Here is a 16,685-nt window from a genome sequence, read left to right as displayed (position 1 = left end):
TTGCTGTGATGGTGCAATTGAAGTGAAGTGGCTGGTGAATACTATTATGGATACTGTTTGTCAAATATTGCCAATGCACCTTTGGGGCTTTCTGCCGTAATAATCTCTTTTTCCTCGTAGCCTTGAGAGTAGAGTGTTGCCTCCCACCAGTCATTGCCCTTGAGACCAAAGATAATACTGACGGCGATAGAAAGAATGTTGATGACCCCGTCTCCTCTCGGGCCCATTTCGGCTTGGCCGATTACGGCACCAAGGAGCAGCGAAGCCAAGAACAGCGCCGTTCCTGTAAGCCACATTTTTTTGGCGATGGCCCAAAAACAGCTGAAGAAAAAGGCGGGCCAGGACCAGCCCTGCTTTACAGCTTCGGTGGCTCCGTCGTCCGGGTGTCTAAAAATTTTATAGCGCTGCATACAATGTAACTTGTGCCTACTCGTTAAGTATTATTAATGATGGGCCTGGTGCACGAGATCGTTGATGAAAATGTCATAACCATGGCTGCCAATCCCCTTGGTCCGGCTTAAAGTAATAAGGATTGGCGAAAAAGCAATCCCAGGTAGACAAAGGGATATAAAATATATTCATCATGCTGGTTGGGAAAGAATCTAACCCAAATTTTTCATGAACTTTTTGATTTCAAACTCAATTTTTTGATATTATTAACTAAAACACAATCTGTACTATTAACAGCGTGTTTTTTTTTAAAAATCAAAAAGTTCCCCCTTTGGGGCAATAGATTTTTCCGCAGGATCTACGTTACAAGCCACTTGCGGTAGTTTACTATCGGATTCTACGCTTACCTGCTGCGCGGCTTGTGCCTTGCCCTGCAAAAAACTTTATTGATGAGAAATCCGGGCTAAAGAGAGTAGGCTGTTCGCAGTGATCCTATTATTCCTTGAGAACTATCTTTAGATTACCTTCGATTACCTCAAGGGATTCAACGCCTTCTGCAAATCCTTGCCAAAAACCTGCTTCTGTGCCGAATTCTTCGATGAGATCAATGTTCTTCATGCCGCCAAGCCACGCTTTTGGGAGGGGCACACCCATCAGTGAAATACCGCGCAAGATAATGACCGGCCGATTTTGGCGATAGGCAAGCTCGGCGCCGGCTCGTATTTTCAAGGTTTTTCCCCCTAGTATGGGAAAGTCAGGATTCACAGGGATCAGCATCTTGATGCTCACCAGGTCTTGGGCCAAATCTATGGCAACCTGTCTGGCCAAATCGGTATTGTTTGCCAGCAGGCTGTTGAGCTCTTTTTCGTTGAAGATCACAGTCCGACTGGCAGGGTCCTCGGTGTACGCTTCTGGTGTGATTTCAGGTCGCTCATTTTTTCCCACTGGCATATTGTTTCTGTTATCTTTTGGCCTTTCTGTTACAGGGCCATCCAGTTGCTGGAGCTTTTCTTGCAGCTTTTCCTGTTCTTGAGGGGTGAGGGTGACCGGGGTAAAGGGCTGTGGATAGAGAAAACTCTGGATGATGAACAACGTGATAATGATGGTGGCTGCTATTGCTGCAAAGACGATAAAAGCTACTTGTTTGCCTGAAAATTTTTTGCTTTGTTGTTGCTGCTCCATGTATTTCCTCCATAATGTGTACCTGCTTGAGAATAATTTTTATACCATTGAGCATAGGCCGGGGAAATAGAGAATATGGCCAATTACGACTGTTTTTTCTTTTTCTGCGCCCAAGGGCACCTTGAAGAGTAGGAATTTTCGTTCAAGGTGGAAGGAAAAGGCAAGTATGCAAGATGGTCTTCATTATTTTATTGCGCTGGTTACCTATCACCGGTACATCAGCTTGTTACCTGTTATTGAATATTTTCCCTATGAGCTTGAGCGTTATGAATGGTTATTTGATATTTATCGTCGGTGTTATTGTAGTGCATTACCTGTTGGATGTGACCGTATCGGCGCTGAACCTGCGATCTCTGGACCCTGATCTTCCCGAAGAGTTTGCAGGCGTCTATGATGATACCAAGTATAGAAAGTCGCAAGAATACATACGGGTCACCACCAGATTCTCCTTGGTGCAGACAACTATCATTACTTTTTTTACTGTTGTGTTTATTGTTTGCGGCGGTTTTAACCTTCTTGATACGCTGGCAAGGTTTTTTGCCTTTTCTCCGCTTTTCACCGGTTTGTTGTTTATCGGCATTTTAGCGCTGCTTTCTTCGGCGGTGAACCTGCCCTTTTCTCTTTATTCAACCTTTGTCATTGAGCAGCGTTTCGGTTTCAATACAACCACTCCAATGACCTATCTGCTTGATATGATCAAAGCACTTTTGCTTTCTGTATTGCTGGGAGCACCGCTTTTGGGTTTTATCCTTTGGTTTTTTGAGACAAGCGGCCAGTGGGCATGGCTCTATTGTTGGGTGGCTGTTGTGGCTTTTATTGTTATTGTGCAGTTTTTAGCACCAGTGGTCATTATGCCGCTATTTAACAAGTTCATTCCTCTTGAAGAGGGGGAACTGAAAGAGGCGGTTACCGATTATGCAAGGAGGCAGAAGTTTGCACTGCAGGGGATCTATACCATGGACGGTTCAAAACGTTCCACACGGTTGAATGCCTTTTTTACCGGGTTTGGTAAGTATCGTCGTATTGTTTTTTTTGATACGTTGCTTGAGAAGGTCACCACCAGTGAACTGGTAGCTATTTTAGCCCATGAAATGGGGCATTTTAAGAAAAAACATATCATGATAATGATGGCAGCTTCCATCCTGCAGACCGGTATTATGTTTTATATCCTGTCTTTTTTTATTGAAAATGAGCACCTTTTTGCCGCCTTTCAGATGGAACATCTGTCCATCTATGCAAGCCTGGTCTTTTTTGGTTTTCTCTATTCACCTCTATCAACAATTCTTTCCATCTTTTTCCATGTCGCATCCAGGCGTCATGAATATGAGGCTGACGCCTTTGCCGTGACCACGACCAGTGACAAGGAAAGTTTGATCAGCGGGTTAAAGAAGCTCAGCGTCAGTAATTTGTCCAACCTGACCCCCCATCCGCTCCATGTGTTTTTGCACTACAGCCATCCACCTATTTTGCGTCGAATCCAAGCCTTGCGAGAACTTCAGGTTCCCAATGTGCAAAGGAAAGTGAGTTATGCCGGAGAGTGATTATGCATACGCAGAGTAAGCTGGAAAAAGAGAAAATGAAAAATATTGCTATGCAGATGGAGAGTGCGTGGTTGTCTCAGCTCGCAGCCGAATTTGACAACATCTGCTATCAATACACGGTGCAATTACGGCCTCCTATTCTGCAGATTTCACACTCAACAAGGGTGTTAGGGAGTTGGACAGCTCATTCGCGGACGTTGAGTATCAGCAGCTATCTCATCTTGCAGCATCCGTGGCGAATAACACTGCAGGTACTCAAACATGAAATAGCCCATCAAATATGCAGCGAGATCTATGGTGACCAAAAAAACGGTCATGGGGAAGGGTTTAAAAAAGCCTGTAGCCTGATTGGCGTGGATCACTCCTTTCAGCGGGCTGCGGCAGACACAGTAGAGGCACTTTCAACCTGGCAAAAGGAGGATGGCAAAGCACCGCAACAGCATATTCTGGACAAGGTGAAAAAATTATTTGCCCTGGGCCAGTCTGGAAACGAGCATGAAGCAGCTTTGGCCTTGCAAAAAGCAGGCAATTTACTTCGGCAGCATAACCTGTCTATGGCCCATCTTGTGCAAAGCAATGATCTTGCACACACAACCATTGACACCAAAAAACAGAGAATAGCTGTGCATTTGAAGGTGATCTCTTCCATTTTGGATGGCTACTTCGGTGTGCGTGTGATTCATGCCAGCCAGTATGATCCGTATCGGAATAAAATCCATAAGACCATAGAACTGATGGGTACTAGGGAAAATGTGGCCATCGCCGAGCATTGCTATTATTTTCTTGAAGAGCGGTTGCATACACTTTGGAAATCTCATCAGGGAAAGATTCTAGGCGACCGCAGGATAGCGAAAAAGAGCTATAGCCTCGGGCTTCTGGCTGGATTTAAGGAAAAATTAGCCAGTGAAAAAAAAGTTTCTGCAACACAGTCCGAGTCTGGAGACGCCTCCACAGAAAAGGCTTTGTTGAAAACAGAGGGGATGCTGGATGTTTTTGTGGCTCAGCGCTTCCCACGGTTGCGGACAACCAAAACCAAAAAGATGCATATCAACCATGATGTTTATCGTAAAGGCTGCGCGAGAGGGAAAAAACTCCATCTCCGACAGCCGATGGATAGTGGTCAGGAGCAACTTTTGCTCCCACAACGGGATTAATACTCATCCGTTTTTGTTTCTCTGCTTATTATGGGTTCTCAGAAACCTGATGCAATCGGGCAACGGCATGGGCGGTGAGAAAAAATACCCCTGAATTTCAAAGCACCCCAGATTCTGCAGGCACTGTAATTGTTGGCTATGTTCAACTCCCTCAGCGACTAGGCCTAATTTTAATTTCTTTGCCATGAGGATAATGGTTTCAACAATGGTGAAGTTCTCTCTGTCGGTAAGGATGTCGTCTATAAAGGATTTGTCTATCTTCAGCACGGAGATTGGTAGTTTTTTTAAATAGGCCATGGAAGAGTAGCCGGTTCCAAAGTCATCGATTGCCAGCATGATTTTCTGCTGTTCAAACCAATTGAGTAGTTTACGATTTGTGTCATCTGACTCCATGAGCAGTGATTCCGTAATTTCCAACTCCAAAACTGCAGGAGAATACCCGGTCTGCTTGAGTGCTGTTTCTACCATTTCCTGGAAACCTGGATCAGCAAATTGTTTGGCCGAAACATTGACCGATAATCGCAGACTGCATCCTGTTGCCTTACTCATTTCCTGTATGCCTTCAATGGCTTTGTAAAGAATCTGCCTGCCGAGAGTGATGATCAACCCGGATTCTTCCGCCAAAGGGATAAACATATTGGGCGGAACAACCGTACCGTTTGGCTTAATCCATCTGGTCAGAGCCTCAAAGCAGACAGTTGTATTCGTGCGACTGTCGATGCGTGGCTGAAAGTAAACCTGAAACTCATCATTATTTACTGCCTCACGCAGTTCATGTTCCAGTTGCACCTTTCGGTGGAGCTGTTTTTCTATTTCCGGATCAAAAAGGTGGTACATGTTCTTGCCATGATGTTTGGCTTGATACATAGCCAGGTCGGCATTTTTCAACAGGTCGTCCGGAGTTGCGCCATCGTCGGGGTAGATTGTCAGCCCGATGCTGCACGTAATATGAAAATGGTGTTCCGCCAGGTTAAAAGGTTTGGCAAAAGCAGTTTGCACCCGTCGGAGTACATGATCAATTTCTTGTTGGTTTGTAATGTCTGGGATCATGATGATAAATTCGTCACCGCCCAGCCTGGCAACGGTGTCACCTGTCCGCACCGAGCTCAGCAACCGTTGGCCGGCCTGTTTGAGTAAAATGTCGCCAACGGCGTGACCAACGGTGTCATTAACTTTTTTAAAGTTGTCCAGGTCAATGAACAGCAAGAGGATACGCTGATTTTTTCTTGCGGCCGTAGCAATCGCCTGGTTTAGCCTGTCTGCAAGCAAGACGCGGTTGGGAAGATCGGTGAGGGCGTCGTGATAGGCAAGGTGAGTAATCTGTTTTTCTTTTTCTTTAAGTTCCGAGATGTCGTGGGATACAACCACGTAATAGATGGTGCCGGTTGTTTCATTGTGGATATTATTGACGGTCAGCAACTCTGGAAATATGTCACCATTTTGACGCTCGTTCCATATCTCACCGGACCATGTCCCCTCCAGGGCAAGACTTTCCCACATTATATCGTAAAAATTTTCGTTATATTGATCGGTTTTATAGTCGCGTAGTTGTTTTCCCTGAGTCTCTGCAACAGGATAACCGCTTATTATCTCAAATGCAGGGTTGGTGACCTGGATGATGCCTTGATTGTCAATAATGCAGATACCTTCTACAATGTTATTGAAAACTTCTTCATATAAAAAGAGCTGTTTCTCTTTTTCCTGACGATAGATGATTTCCTCCTGAAGCTGCTTGTTTGCAGCCTTCAGTCTGTCCATGAACAAATTGAAGCTGGTTGCCAGGCGACCTATTTCGTCTTGCCGCCCGCTGTCCATTCTCACCGTCCAGTCTTCTTTACCTTGTTCAAGGCGATGGATGAATTGGACCAGCGGTTTAAGAATGGTGGAACTGACAAGTAATGTGATAATGGCGGTGATGCACAGGGTCGTCAACAGGATAAGGGCAAAAAGCTTTTTGATATGGGCAAGAGGCTGCAGTACCTCCTCGGCATAAACCGAGGATGCGACGATCCAGTTAAAGGAGGGCAGAAAATTATAGGCAACAATTTTTTTACGGGCAATTTGATCAGAAGGGTTTTTCCAGGAATAGTATAAACTTCCTGTGCGGGTATTGATCATATTTTTGATAAACGGCTGCCCATTGTTGTCAACAACGTCATAATGGTTGCCGCTTATTTCTGGGTGGACAATGATATCCCCCTTGGTATTGATCACAAACGGGTAACCACTTTTGCCAAAAGAAACTTCGAGAATTTTATCGCGAAAATCGTCGATATTGATGAGGTCGAAAAATTCGTTTTTGTAGGAAGTGACAGAGATTATCCAGTCCCAAGGTTCGAAGTAGGCCATATAGAGAGCTTTTGGCCGTTCCTGTGGTTCGTCAGGGTTTTTCCAGAAATATTCGAGATAACCATTTTTACGTTGAATCTGCTGCTGAATGAATTTCCGATGGGAAAAATCTTTCCCTTGCACGCCTACTCTTGGGTGTACCTGCGCTATTCCCCTACTATCAATACAAAAAACGTATCCGGTTTTGCCGACACTCTGATTGTATAAGATGTTCATGGCCCACTGCCTGGCCTCTAGCTCAGAAAGCATTCCCTGGAGGTATTTGTCGTATATACTCTCTATAACTGCAAGGTTACTTTCGGCGATGGCCCGGAGATGGTTTTTTATGGACACGCTGGTGGTTGTTTCCACCATGTCACGTATAATTTTATTGGTTTTATGGAGTTCTTGTTCAATATTATCGGTGATGCTGGTTTTAAATTGGTGATAAAGGAGGGAAAAACTCACTAAGAAAATGAGGACAAAGATGAGTCCATAGGCCCAGAAAAGCCGACTTCGAATAGAGATGTTATTTAGAAAATGCATATAGCCCAAAGAGGTGAAGTTGCCGATGTGGCATTTTTGCTTATTGGAAAAAGAGGTATCCCTTCTTAGATTAATTATGCATTAGTTCCTTGCCGGAGGCAAGGAACTGATCAACTTTTAGAAAAAAAGAGTTGTCTTTGTAAGAGATTGGGAGAAATGTTTATTTGGTGGCTGTTTGTGCCAATGCCATTTGGGTGTAGAGTCGGTGTAGCTTCCGGGTAAGTTTTCCAGGCGTTCCTGTACTAATGGGATGGTTGTTGATTTCAACAATGGGGACAACAAATGCTGCAGATCCTGTCATAAAAGCCTCTTTGGCATGCTGTGCCTCGTCAACACTAAAGGGCCGTTCTTCAAAAATGATATCGTTTTCCCGAGCCAGGGCAAGTATGGATCGTCTGGTAATGCCGGAGAGAATCGCTTTGCTGAGGTGGCGGGTGATCAGTTTATTGTCATTTGTTATTATATAGGCATTGCTGGCTGTAGCTTCTGTTATGAGGCCGTTTGGGTCAACAAGCCATGCATCATCCTTTCCCGCATGGATGGCTTCCATTTTAGCCATGCTGGATGCCAGTAGACCAACGGTTTTAATATCAGGTCGTCCCCAGCGAATATCAGGGGTAGTGATGATGCGGATACCTTTTTCAGTCGCAGGGGCGTTCAGTAGTGATTTTATCTGCGTGAAGGCCACCAGGCTTGGTACAACCTGTTCTGGAAAGGCAAAATCTCGGTCTGCGGCACCTCGTGTAATCTGGAGGTAGACAATCCCTTCTTCAAGACAGTTACGCCTGATGAGTTCTTGCTGCACCTCAATAATTTTTGAATCGTCAATCGGTGCTGGAATGCTAAGCGCAGAGAGCGATCTATGCAGTCTTTTCAGGTGCTGGTTGTTGTCTATCATTTTTCCCTGCAGCACCCCGGTTACTTCGTATACACCATCGGCAAAGAGGAAACCACGATCAAAGATGGAGATTTTGGCATCATTTTCCGGTGAAAAAGTACCATTAACATAGACAATACGTTGCATTTTTACTGGCCTTTATACGTGTTGTATATCTGCAGATAACATTTAAGGGGAAGGTGTTTATCCGGTTCAAGGTTAAATATGGGAAATAACCATGCCGAGAAATTCTTTGAGACGTTCATTCTTTGGGTTGGTAAAGAACTGGTCAGGCGGACCCTGTTCCTGGATTTTCCCTTGGTCAATAAAAATAACCCGGTCTGCCACCTCTCGAGCAAAACCCATTTCATGGGTTACCACCACCATGGTCATGCCCTCATGGGCCAGTTGCTTCATGACCTCCAACACTTCACCGACAAGTTCCGGGTCAAGTGCTGATGTCGGCTCGTCAAAGAGAATGACTTTTGGCTGCAGGGCAAGGGAGCGGGCAATAGCCACTCGTTGTTTTTGACCACCGGATAACTGTTCCGGGAAAGCATCTGCCTTTTCAATAAGCCCAACTTTATCCAGCAGAGAAAGGCCAAAGGTTTGTGACTCTTTTTTAGCCATGGAGCGGACTTTGATAGGGCCCAGAGTAACATTTTCCAGCACAGTCATGTGTGGGAAAAGGTTAAACTGTTGAAAAACCATCCCTGCCTCAGCCCGCACCGTATTAATGTTAGTGGCTTTGGCCATGATATCGTGTCCGTCGACGATAATTCGACCGGAAGTCGGTTTTTCAAGGCGGTTTATGCATCGTAGCACTGTTGATTTGCCGGAACCTGAAGGCCCGATGATGCACACTACCTCGCCTGTTTTTACATGGAGATCCACTCCTTTGATAACTTCCAGAGAGCCAAAACTCTTATGAAGATTCTCGATCTGTATCATGTTTTATCCCTTATTGGTGCTGAGCCGTTTTTCAACATATAACATGGCCCTGGAAATCGAGATGGTCAATACCAGATAGACTAGCGCGACGGCCATGTACACTTCAAAAGCACGAAAATTCACTGCTGTTATTTCCTGGCCGGTTCGCATCAGTTCTCCTACTCCGATAACCATCAACAAAGAAGTGTCCTTGAGGCTGATAATAAACTGGTTGCCCAAGGGCGGAATCATTCTTTTTAATGCCTGGGGCCAGATGATGTGCAGCATGGTCTGCGTGTGGGTAAGGCCGATGGAGCGACCCGCCTCCATCTGGCCAGGATTGATGGATTGCACTGCCCCGCGAACAATTTCCGCAATATAGGCTCCTGAATTAACGGCAATAATGATGATCCCTGCCGTTATTGGTGGAATACGGATGCCAACGGCCATGGGAACGCCATAATAAAGAAACATAGCCTGAACGAGCATAGGCGTTCCACGAATGGATTCTATGTAGATACCTGCAATCTTGCGGATAAAAAAGTTGCGCGAGATTTTTAACAGACCTGCTCCCGAACCAAGAAGAAAGCCGAAGAAGATGCCGCCAACAGTTATCTGTAAGGTAAGTTTGAGCCCACGCATGAGCATGGGAATGGTTTCAATAACAACAGTAGGTTCAAATTGAAAAGCCATAAATGTCCGGAAGATGAATTTTAATAAACAGGGTTTCTGGCAGAGGAACGAAAAAGGCCGTTAGGTACACATAGCAGGTGGAGGCTATGCGGTAACGGCCGGTTTTGTGGTATTACGTTATAGGTTGAGAAGTGTATTATTTAGGCTCTGTTCCAAACCATTTCACATACAGTTCTTTGTAGGCACCACTGGCACGTAATGCTTCCAAAGCTTTGTTGACCTTGGCAACTAATTCGCTACCCTTGGGAAATCCAATGCCATAGGACTGTCCTTGATAGATAGGGCCGACAATTTTCACCTTCCCATGGCCGGCTTTGCGTACGAAATCACTTACAACCGGCGAGTCAAAAATTACTGCATCCGCACCACCGCTCATTAATTCCATAAACATGGCATCGTTGTTTGGGAAAAGCTTAACTTCTTTTGCTTTGGCATTGGCTTTGACAAAGTCCACAGAGGTGGTTCCAAGTTTAGTGGAGACGACCTTACCATCCAGTCCCGTAATATCATGTATCTGCTGGTTATCTTTGTTCACCAGGATAATCAGGCCTGCATTGTAATAACCATCTGAAAAGTCAACGACTTTTGCTCGTTCGGGTTTGATGGTGATGCCTGCGATACCAACGTCGAGTTGCCCGGATTGGAGACCTGGGATGATACCGTTGAAATCCATTGGTTGGAGTTCGTATTCCACACCGATGTGCTTGGCAATCGCATCCCAGAGTTCAACGTCGAATCCGGTATGTTTACCGGTTTTAGGATCCTTGAATTCAAACGGGGGGAAGTTGGTGTCGCAGGCAACGGTCAGTTTCTTGGCCATTGCAGTTGCATTGGCACCAATAACGATGGCAATTGCTGCCATAAGGGTAATGACTTTTTTCATACATCCTCCTTAAGTTTTTTGCAGATTTACTTCAGTGGAACTGCGGCGCTTGTTTTTAATACAATTTTCGCTATGGCGAGGGTGATTATCACAAACACAACCATCCGTGAGCATGACAGATTACGGGTGAGAGTTCAACTGTTAAATCGTTCTCTTGACGCTCCGTCTCTTTGTTTGATATGGGGGGAAAGACTGTGGTTTTTAGAGACATATCTGCTTGGATGGATAAAATCTATATTCATGGAGAGGTGGCCTGCATGGTCATTTTTTGTAAGCCTATGAAGGCGTCTTTGGCCATCGACGAGAAACAGTGATTATAACTTGTCATGGGGGGCGTAAGTCGTGCTTTTGTTGATAACATCTGCCATGCTTATCACTGCATAGTATTTTCAACCTGACCTTTTCCGATGCAGTGCTGGGTAAAACATAATGGCTCACCGAATTAGATCGTGATATGATTTGTATCATACTCTAACTGAGGTGCTGCTAGAAATAATGAATAACAACGGGAAGGGGTACGATCCGCAAATACTCAAGGTGCTGTCGAGTGCGAGCAAAAGTTGGATGAAATTTGGCTGGATTGTGCAAGAAGACAGGGGGAAGGGGGATCGTAATTTAGGTTCTTGGTTTATAAGAAATACTGATGAGTATGTTTAGAGAAATTTCACATATTTCCCTTGCTGTTCACGGCTAAATACACTAAAAAACGCACAGACATTTTGTAAATTTAATGCCATTGTTTTGTCTGGAGAGACTGTATGCTCACAGTCAAGACTGACATTCTGAAACGGAGGAGTAATTAATGAAACAAAACATCATGCGCGGCCCACTGCTTAAAGCCGGGGTTGTACTGCTTATCTTTACCCTGCTTGTATACTTTACCAGCACCTCTGCAGAGGGGAGTGTGTGGAGTAGTATTGCAATGATTTTTATTGGTGCCATTAATCTGATCAAATGGGCTTTTGGCATGATTATCGGGTTGTCATTGTGCCTGGCTGTACTTATCGGTATTTTTCTTGGTGCCGTTGCCATGGTCAACAAGGAAAGTGCTGCTGGTATGTATGCGAGTTTAAAGTTGACCTTAGGCTCTTGGCTTGCAGATGGCCTGGCTGTTGTCGCCAATGTGAAGGCATCGGCGCAGCAGGAATCAGCATCTCCAAAAGTGGAAAAGGCTTTGCTAAATGATACCACCAAGGTTGATGAAATTCACAGTATGCTTGAAAGTAAGCTCAACGAGTTAACCAATAAAATCCATGCTCTTGAGTCAAAGATGGATGCTTTTGCCTCCACTGACAAGCTGGATCAGGTTGCCGGCGAGGTCAATGCGTCTGGGGATGCCTTGCAAAAACTCAGTGAAGTCCTCACCGGATTAGAGACAAAAGTTGAGGCCGCTCACGGTAAATTGCAGGATATTTCTTCGGAAAAGCTGCTTGGTGATTTACCAGGTCGGGTTAAGACTATTGAGGCAAAGGATATTGCCAGTAAGGATGACATCAAACCCATTGTGGATTTGGTGGAGAGATTGCAAACAGAGATTCAGGAAGGTATTGCCGCTACTGCACAGAGCACCGAAGAAGAAGCAGCCGCCAGTGGTGATGGAAGCGAGCAGGATATGCACCGCTTGTTTAGTTATTTTGAAGATGTTGCAGACCAGGAAAGGATTCAGTCACTGGTTGAGGAAACATTGAAAAAGGACATGACCTATGCTCAGGTGATGAATCACCTTGTCAAGGAAATGGGTGATGAAAAAGGACAGATTATTTCAGACCACCCGTCGTTGGCTAAAGATTATATTCGCCAAATCAGACGCGCTTAAACTACATAGCTGTTTGTAGGAACATTAAACCCTGTCTTCTGCTTTGCAGAGGACAGGGTTTTTTTTTATGTCATTTTTTTGAAGCGTAGGTAGGGGCGAGCAGCATATTTTAACGGGGCAGAAGCTCTTTGAAGTATTCAATGGAGGGGAAACTGCATGAATACTGCACTCGCTGCCTACTGCTGGGTCTGGCTACAAAAAGTAAATGGCCCATGCCGTATTGCTGTGCTGAAGACAGAACTTTTTCCGTATCGTCAATGAGCAGCGTCCGTTGCTTATCATAGTTAAGAAGTTTTTCCAGCTTATTCCAGAAGAGCGGCTCTTCTTTGGCTAAGCCGATTTCTTCGGCACAGATAATTTGGTCAAACCACGGGTCAAGAGCTGTTTTTTCAAGTTTTATGGAGAGTGTGCTCGAATGAGCGTTGGTCACAAGATAGAGCTTTTTGCGCATCTTGATGCAGTGTTCAAGGAATTCTATCACATAAGGATGCACGCCGATGAGATGGTTGATACGCAACTTAAGCTCCGGGATATCCAGTCCCAGTTCACGGGACCAGAAACTGGTGTCAGCCCAGTTGAGGGTATCCTCAACTGCAGCATACCTGGCAAGCAATTCTTTTTTAGCTGCCTCCACCGAAATATCATAGGCAAGGCTATAGTGCTCGGGTAGGTATTGCTCCCAAAAATAGTCATCAAAATGTTTGTCCAGCAGCGTGCCGTCCATATCCAGCAAGATAGTATCAATGGCGTCCCATGAAAACTCGTGTATTGTTTTGTCACAGTAATTTTGCATAATTGTTAATTATCCTCAAGGGTGTTGAGCACCGTGTTAATTTGTTGATGAAGGCTTTTGTCTCCGACAAAAGGTACCAGCAATCGATGATCAGGTGTCAACCGCGGAGTGTTTTTGGATTTACCTTTGTGGTTTTGGATCAGAACAATGAGCCGTTGCGGATCAAGAGGGCTGTTTTCCACGAAGTGAAAGACAAGGGTTGTTGGCGATTGTTCCAGCTTGTTGATATAAAGCGGGCGCAGTCTCTGTTTGAGTTCTATGATTTTTATCAAGTTTTGTGCTTCTTCCGGCAAGGGCCCGTAGCGGTCGGTGAGTTCTTCACAGAGATCCTGCAGTTCCTCATATGTTGCATTGCCCATGGCAGAGATGCGCCGATACGCCTGATAACGCTGGGGCGTGTCTGTGATGTAGTCGTCAGGGAGAAAGGCGGTTAATTGAAGTTTGACTTCTGGGTCAATATCAATAACGGTCGACTGACCGTTCTCACGAGCGAGAGCCTGCTTTTTCAGGTCTGCAACCGTTGCCTGGAGGAGTTCGAGATAGAGGTCGTAGCCGACCGCAGCAATATGGCCGGACTGAGAAACGCCTAGCAGATTGCCTCCGCCGCGGATCTGCAGATCATTCATGGCTAGTTTAAATCCACTGCCTAATTCTGAGTTGTCCATCAGGGCACGGAGTCGTTTTTTGGCATCACTGGTTAAGCTGTCCAGGGAGGGGACAAACAAGTAGGCGTAAGCCTGTCGCGAAGAGCGGCCGACGCGACCGCGGAGCTGATAGATATCAGCAAGCCCGAGATGGTCTGCCCGGTTGATGATGATCGTATTCGCGTTTGGGATGTCAAGGCCGGACTCAATGATTGTGGTGCACACCAAAATATCGACTTTATGATTGATGAACTGTACCATCACGTTTTCGAGCTGCTGACCTGACATCTGCCCATGAGCAATTCCGATCCGCGCCTGAGGAACCAGATCAGCTATGGTTTCTGCAACCCTATGGATTGTTCGGACCCGGTTGTGTACAAAAAAGAGCTGACCACCACGCTGCATCTCTTTCATTACCGCTTCTCTGATAACCAGCTGGTCATGACGGGCGAGAAAGGTTTTGACTGCCCTTCGTTGCTGGGGGGGAGTAGAAATAACAGAGAGGTCTCGGATGCCGAGTAGCGACATTTGCAGAGTCCTTGGGATGGGCGTTGCGGTCAGAGTCAGAACGTCAACCGAAGCCTTGAGACGTTTGATTTTTTCTTTATGGCTGACACCGAACCGATGTTCTTCATCTATGATCAGCAGCCCCAGGCGATTGAATTGAATATCTTTGGAGAGCAACCTGTGCGTGCCGACCACAAGATCAATTGAACCGGCAGCCACACCAGCGCTGATTTCTTTTTGCTGTTTGGTGGTACGGAAGCGGTTCAAACAGCGTATTTCAACCGGAAAAGAGGTGAAACGATCACGAAAGGTGGCAGCGTGCTGCTCTGCAAGTACGGTTGTCGGGACAAGAATAGCGACCTGAAATCCATCCTCTATGGCTTTAAAAGCGGCCCTTGCCGCAACCTCGGTCTTGCCGTAGCCTACATCGCCGCAGACAAGTCTGTCCATGGGCTGTTCGCTGGTAAGATCTGCAAGGGTATCGTCTATAGCTTTTGCCTGGCCCGGTGTCTCTTCAAAGGGAAAGGATTCTTCGAGTTCGCGGTAAAGCTCACCTGGAGGACTGAATTGATGTCCTTTGCGGATCGCTCTTTGAGCATAGATCTCGAGCAACTCTTGGGCAACCTTCCATACCGCATCTGTTACCTTTTGCTTGGTCGCTTGCCAGCGCTGACTGCCCAGGCTGTCGAGTTTGGGTTGTTGATCTGTCAGCCCCTGGTATTTACTTACCCAGTGTAGCTTGTCAACCGGGACATACAGTTTATCATCGTTGCGGTAGTCGATGAGCAGGAAATCGCCTCGATTTCCTGAGATTTGCATATTAACCAACCCCCTGAAAATACCAACACCGTGCTCCCTGTGGACAACTGCATCACCATCGCTGAGCTGATCAAGTGGGAGAGGTTGGCTGTCTGCTTGTCCTCCCTTGTGCTTGCGTCGCCCCTTTTGGAGCCTTTTGTCACCAAAAAGTTCCGTAGCCGAGAGAATGTGATGTTTTTCGTCAGCAAGGTCAAACCCTTTGGACAAGGGGTGATCCACGAGCAGAATTTCATCTGTGGGATGAGGTGTACTCAGATTGATCGGGGCTGTTATCAGGCGGGACCGTAGGTGGTAGTTTTCAAACAGTTCGGAAAAGTGCCTTGCCTGACGCTCTGATTTACAGGCAAGCAAGGTGGTGGCACCTTTTTCCTGCCAGGGTATGATTCGGTCTGTCAGAGGGGCAAGCAGACCACGTTTTTTACGCTGGAGTTCAATTTCCTGGCGGAGCAGACTATGATCACCGGCATTAACACTCAAGGGAGGTTCGGGATTATCCGGATCGGGAAGTTGGACAAACCGTGCCTTAAGCCGCGCCTGGTAGAGGGTATCTGTTTCCTCTTTGGTTAAAAACAGTTCATTTGGGGGGAGTGCTGCTACATCCCCGGCCAAGGCCTCATTGTAATTAGCGTCTATCCGTTCGCGGACGATATCCAAAGACTGCCGCACCCCAAAGGGATCATAGACAAAGAGTGCGCATTCTTGGGGAAGATAGTCAAAAAAACAATGAAGCTTATCCGTGCCGCCATAGAGTAGCGGCAGCATAAACTCGATTCCTGGAAAACGGTATTCCTGGCTGAAATAGTCCCTGATCTGGATGTGAGAGTCAGAGCGCCACTGATATTGGTCGGCACTTTTTGTCAGTGCCTCCTCCCATAGCCCTTTTCCTTGCTTTTGAGGAAAAAGCATATCTGAAGCCGGCAGCAGGACCGCTTCTTCCAGCTGGTCAAAGGATCGTTGACTGACAGGGTCGAAAATACGTATGGTTTCCAGGGTATCTCCGAAAAAATCCAACCGAAGGGGACCTGTGCCATTATCAGGATCATGGGCTGGTGGAAAAATATCAACAATACCGCCCCGAATTGCCAGGTCACCCTGCTGCTGCACGAGTTCACAGGTTTGGTATCCTGCACGGATCAACGTCTGGATAAGCGCATCACGGTCAATCTCTTCACCTTGAATGAGCAACTCGCAGTGATCGTTAAAAGCACTTTTAGGCAGGATCTTTCTCAGGATTGCTTCTGCGGAAGTGAGGATAATGCAAGGTTCTGTAAGCTCCTGGAGTAAGTACAGAGCGGAGAGCCTCGCCCCAACCGTAGCCGGATCGGGAGACAGGGGGGTATATGGGGGGATTTCGAAACTGGGGTAAACCAGTACCTTTGCACTGGTAAAAAGTGCTATATCCTGGGCAAAGGTTTCAAGTTGTTCGTCAGAGGGAATAATACAGCAAAGCGAAGTCCCAAGCGCTTCCAGGGTGCGGCTTAAAAATAATGCAGTGGAAGCGCTGTTCAGGCCCGTTATGTCAGGTGGTTGTGAACTGCCTTCGCACAGCCGTTTAAGGAGCGACTGCATGAATGTACTCTTT

12 protein-coding genes are annotated in these 16,685 nt (G+C 46.1%); 3 read left to right on the top strand and 9 right to left on the bottom strand.

Annotation, left to right across the window (positions count from 1 at the left end; translation table 11 throughout):
- Window positions 1–44: 44 nt before the first annotated feature.
- Together JWH17_RS08350 and JWH17_RS08345 are read right to left on the bottom strand one after the other, a co-directional pair.
- Window positions 45–410, bottom strand: a complete 366-nt coding sequence (locus JWH17_RS08350; protein ID WP_205222139.1) for a DUF2628 domain-containing protein — start codon at window positions 408–410, stop codon at window positions 45–47.
- A 475-nt stretch (window positions 411–885) separates the two neighbouring features.
- The gene (locus tag JWH17_RS08345) at window positions 886–1,572 is read right to left on the bottom strand and encodes an arginine N-succinyltransferase (protein WP_205222138.1); all 687 of its coding nucleotides are present in this window, start codon (window positions 1,570–1,572) and stop codon (window positions 886–888) included.
- A gap of 266 nt (window positions 1,573–1,838) precedes the next feature.
- Here JWH17_RS08345 and JWH17_RS08340 point away from each other — a divergent pair, with 266 nt between their 5' ends.
- Both JWH17_RS08340 and JWH17_RS08335 read left to right on the top strand, forming a co-directional pair.
- Complete coding sequence (locus JWH17_RS08340; RefSeq protein WP_205222137.1) at window positions 1,839–3,113, top strand: M48 family metallopeptidase; 1,275 nt, start codon at window positions 1,839–1,841, stop codon at window positions 3,111–3,113.
- Window positions 3,114–3,115: 2 nt separating this feature from the next.
- Window positions 3,116–4,267, top strand: a complete 1,152-nt coding sequence (locus JWH17_RS08335; RefSeq protein WP_205222136.1) for a DUF2786 domain-containing protein — start codon at window positions 3,116–3,118, stop codon at window positions 4,265–4,267.
- A gap of 3 nt (window positions 4,268–4,270) precedes the next feature.
- On the opposite strand, the gene JWH17_RS08330 is transcribed toward JWH17_RS08335, so the two are convergent.
- From JWH17_RS08330 to glnH, 5 genes are all read right to left on the bottom strand, one after another.
- Complete coding sequence (locus tag JWH17_RS08330) at window positions 4,271–7,141, bottom strand: bifunctional diguanylate cyclase/phosphodiesterase (RefSeq protein ID WP_205222135.1); 2,871 nt, start codon at window positions 7,139–7,141, stop codon at window positions 4,271–4,273.
- Window positions 7,142–7,301: 160 nt separating this feature from the next.
- Window positions 7,302–8,165, bottom strand: a complete 864-nt coding sequence (locus tag JWH17_RS08325) for a D-amino-acid transaminase (protein ID WP_205222134.1) — start codon at window positions 8,163–8,165, stop codon at window positions 7,302–7,304.
- A gap of 72 nt (window positions 8,166–8,237) precedes the next feature.
- A complete protein-coding gene (locus JWH17_RS08320) occupies window positions 8,238–8,969 on the bottom strand; it encodes an amino acid ABC transporter ATP-binding protein (protein WP_205222133.1) in 732 nt (243 codons plus the stop codon).
- Window positions 8,970–8,972: 3 nt separating this feature from the next.
- Entirely contained in the window at window positions 8,973–9,641 is a 669-nt protein-coding gene (locus tag JWH17_RS08315; protein ID WP_205222132.1) for an amino acid ABC transporter permease, read from the bottom strand.
- Between the two features lie 136 nt (window positions 9,642–9,777).
- Window positions 9,778–10,524 carry a glutamine ABC transporter substrate-binding protein GlnH gene (gene glnH / locus JWH17_RS08310; RefSeq protein ID WP_205222131.1) on the bottom strand — a complete coding sequence of 249 codons (747 nt, stop codon included), beginning with the start codon at window positions 10,522–10,524 and terminating at the stop codon, window positions 9,778–9,780.
- An 802-nt stretch (window positions 10,525–11,326) separates the two neighbouring features.
- Here glnH and JWH17_RS08305 point away from each other — a divergent pair.
- A complete protein-coding gene (locus tag JWH17_RS08305) occupies window positions 11,327–12,340 on the top strand; it encodes a hypothetical protein (RefSeq protein ID WP_205222130.1) in 1,014 nt (337 codons plus the stop codon).
- A gap of 109 nt (window positions 12,341–12,449) precedes the next feature.
- On the opposite strand, the gene JWH17_RS08300 is transcribed toward JWH17_RS08305, so the two are convergent.
- Entirely contained in the window at window positions 12,450–13,133 is a 684-nt protein-coding gene (locus JWH17_RS08300; RefSeq protein WP_205222129.1) for an HAD-IA family hydrolase, read from the bottom strand.
- Between the two features lie 5 nt (window positions 13,134–13,138).
- Window positions 13,139–16,672, bottom strand: a complete 3,534-nt coding sequence (mfd, locus tag JWH17_RS08295; RefSeq protein WP_205222128.1) for a transcription-repair coupling factor — start codon at window positions 16,670–16,672, stop codon at window positions 13,139–13,141.
- Between the last annotated feature and the right edge of the window lie 13 nt (window positions 16,673–16,685).

It is taken from the genome of Desulfogranum marinum (assembly GCF_016918565.1).
GTDB lineage: Bacteria > Desulfobacterota > Desulfobulbia > Desulfobulbales > Desulfobulbaceae > Desulfogranum > Desulfogranum marinum.
This window is presented reverse-complemented; position numbering and strand designations above follow the sequence as displayed.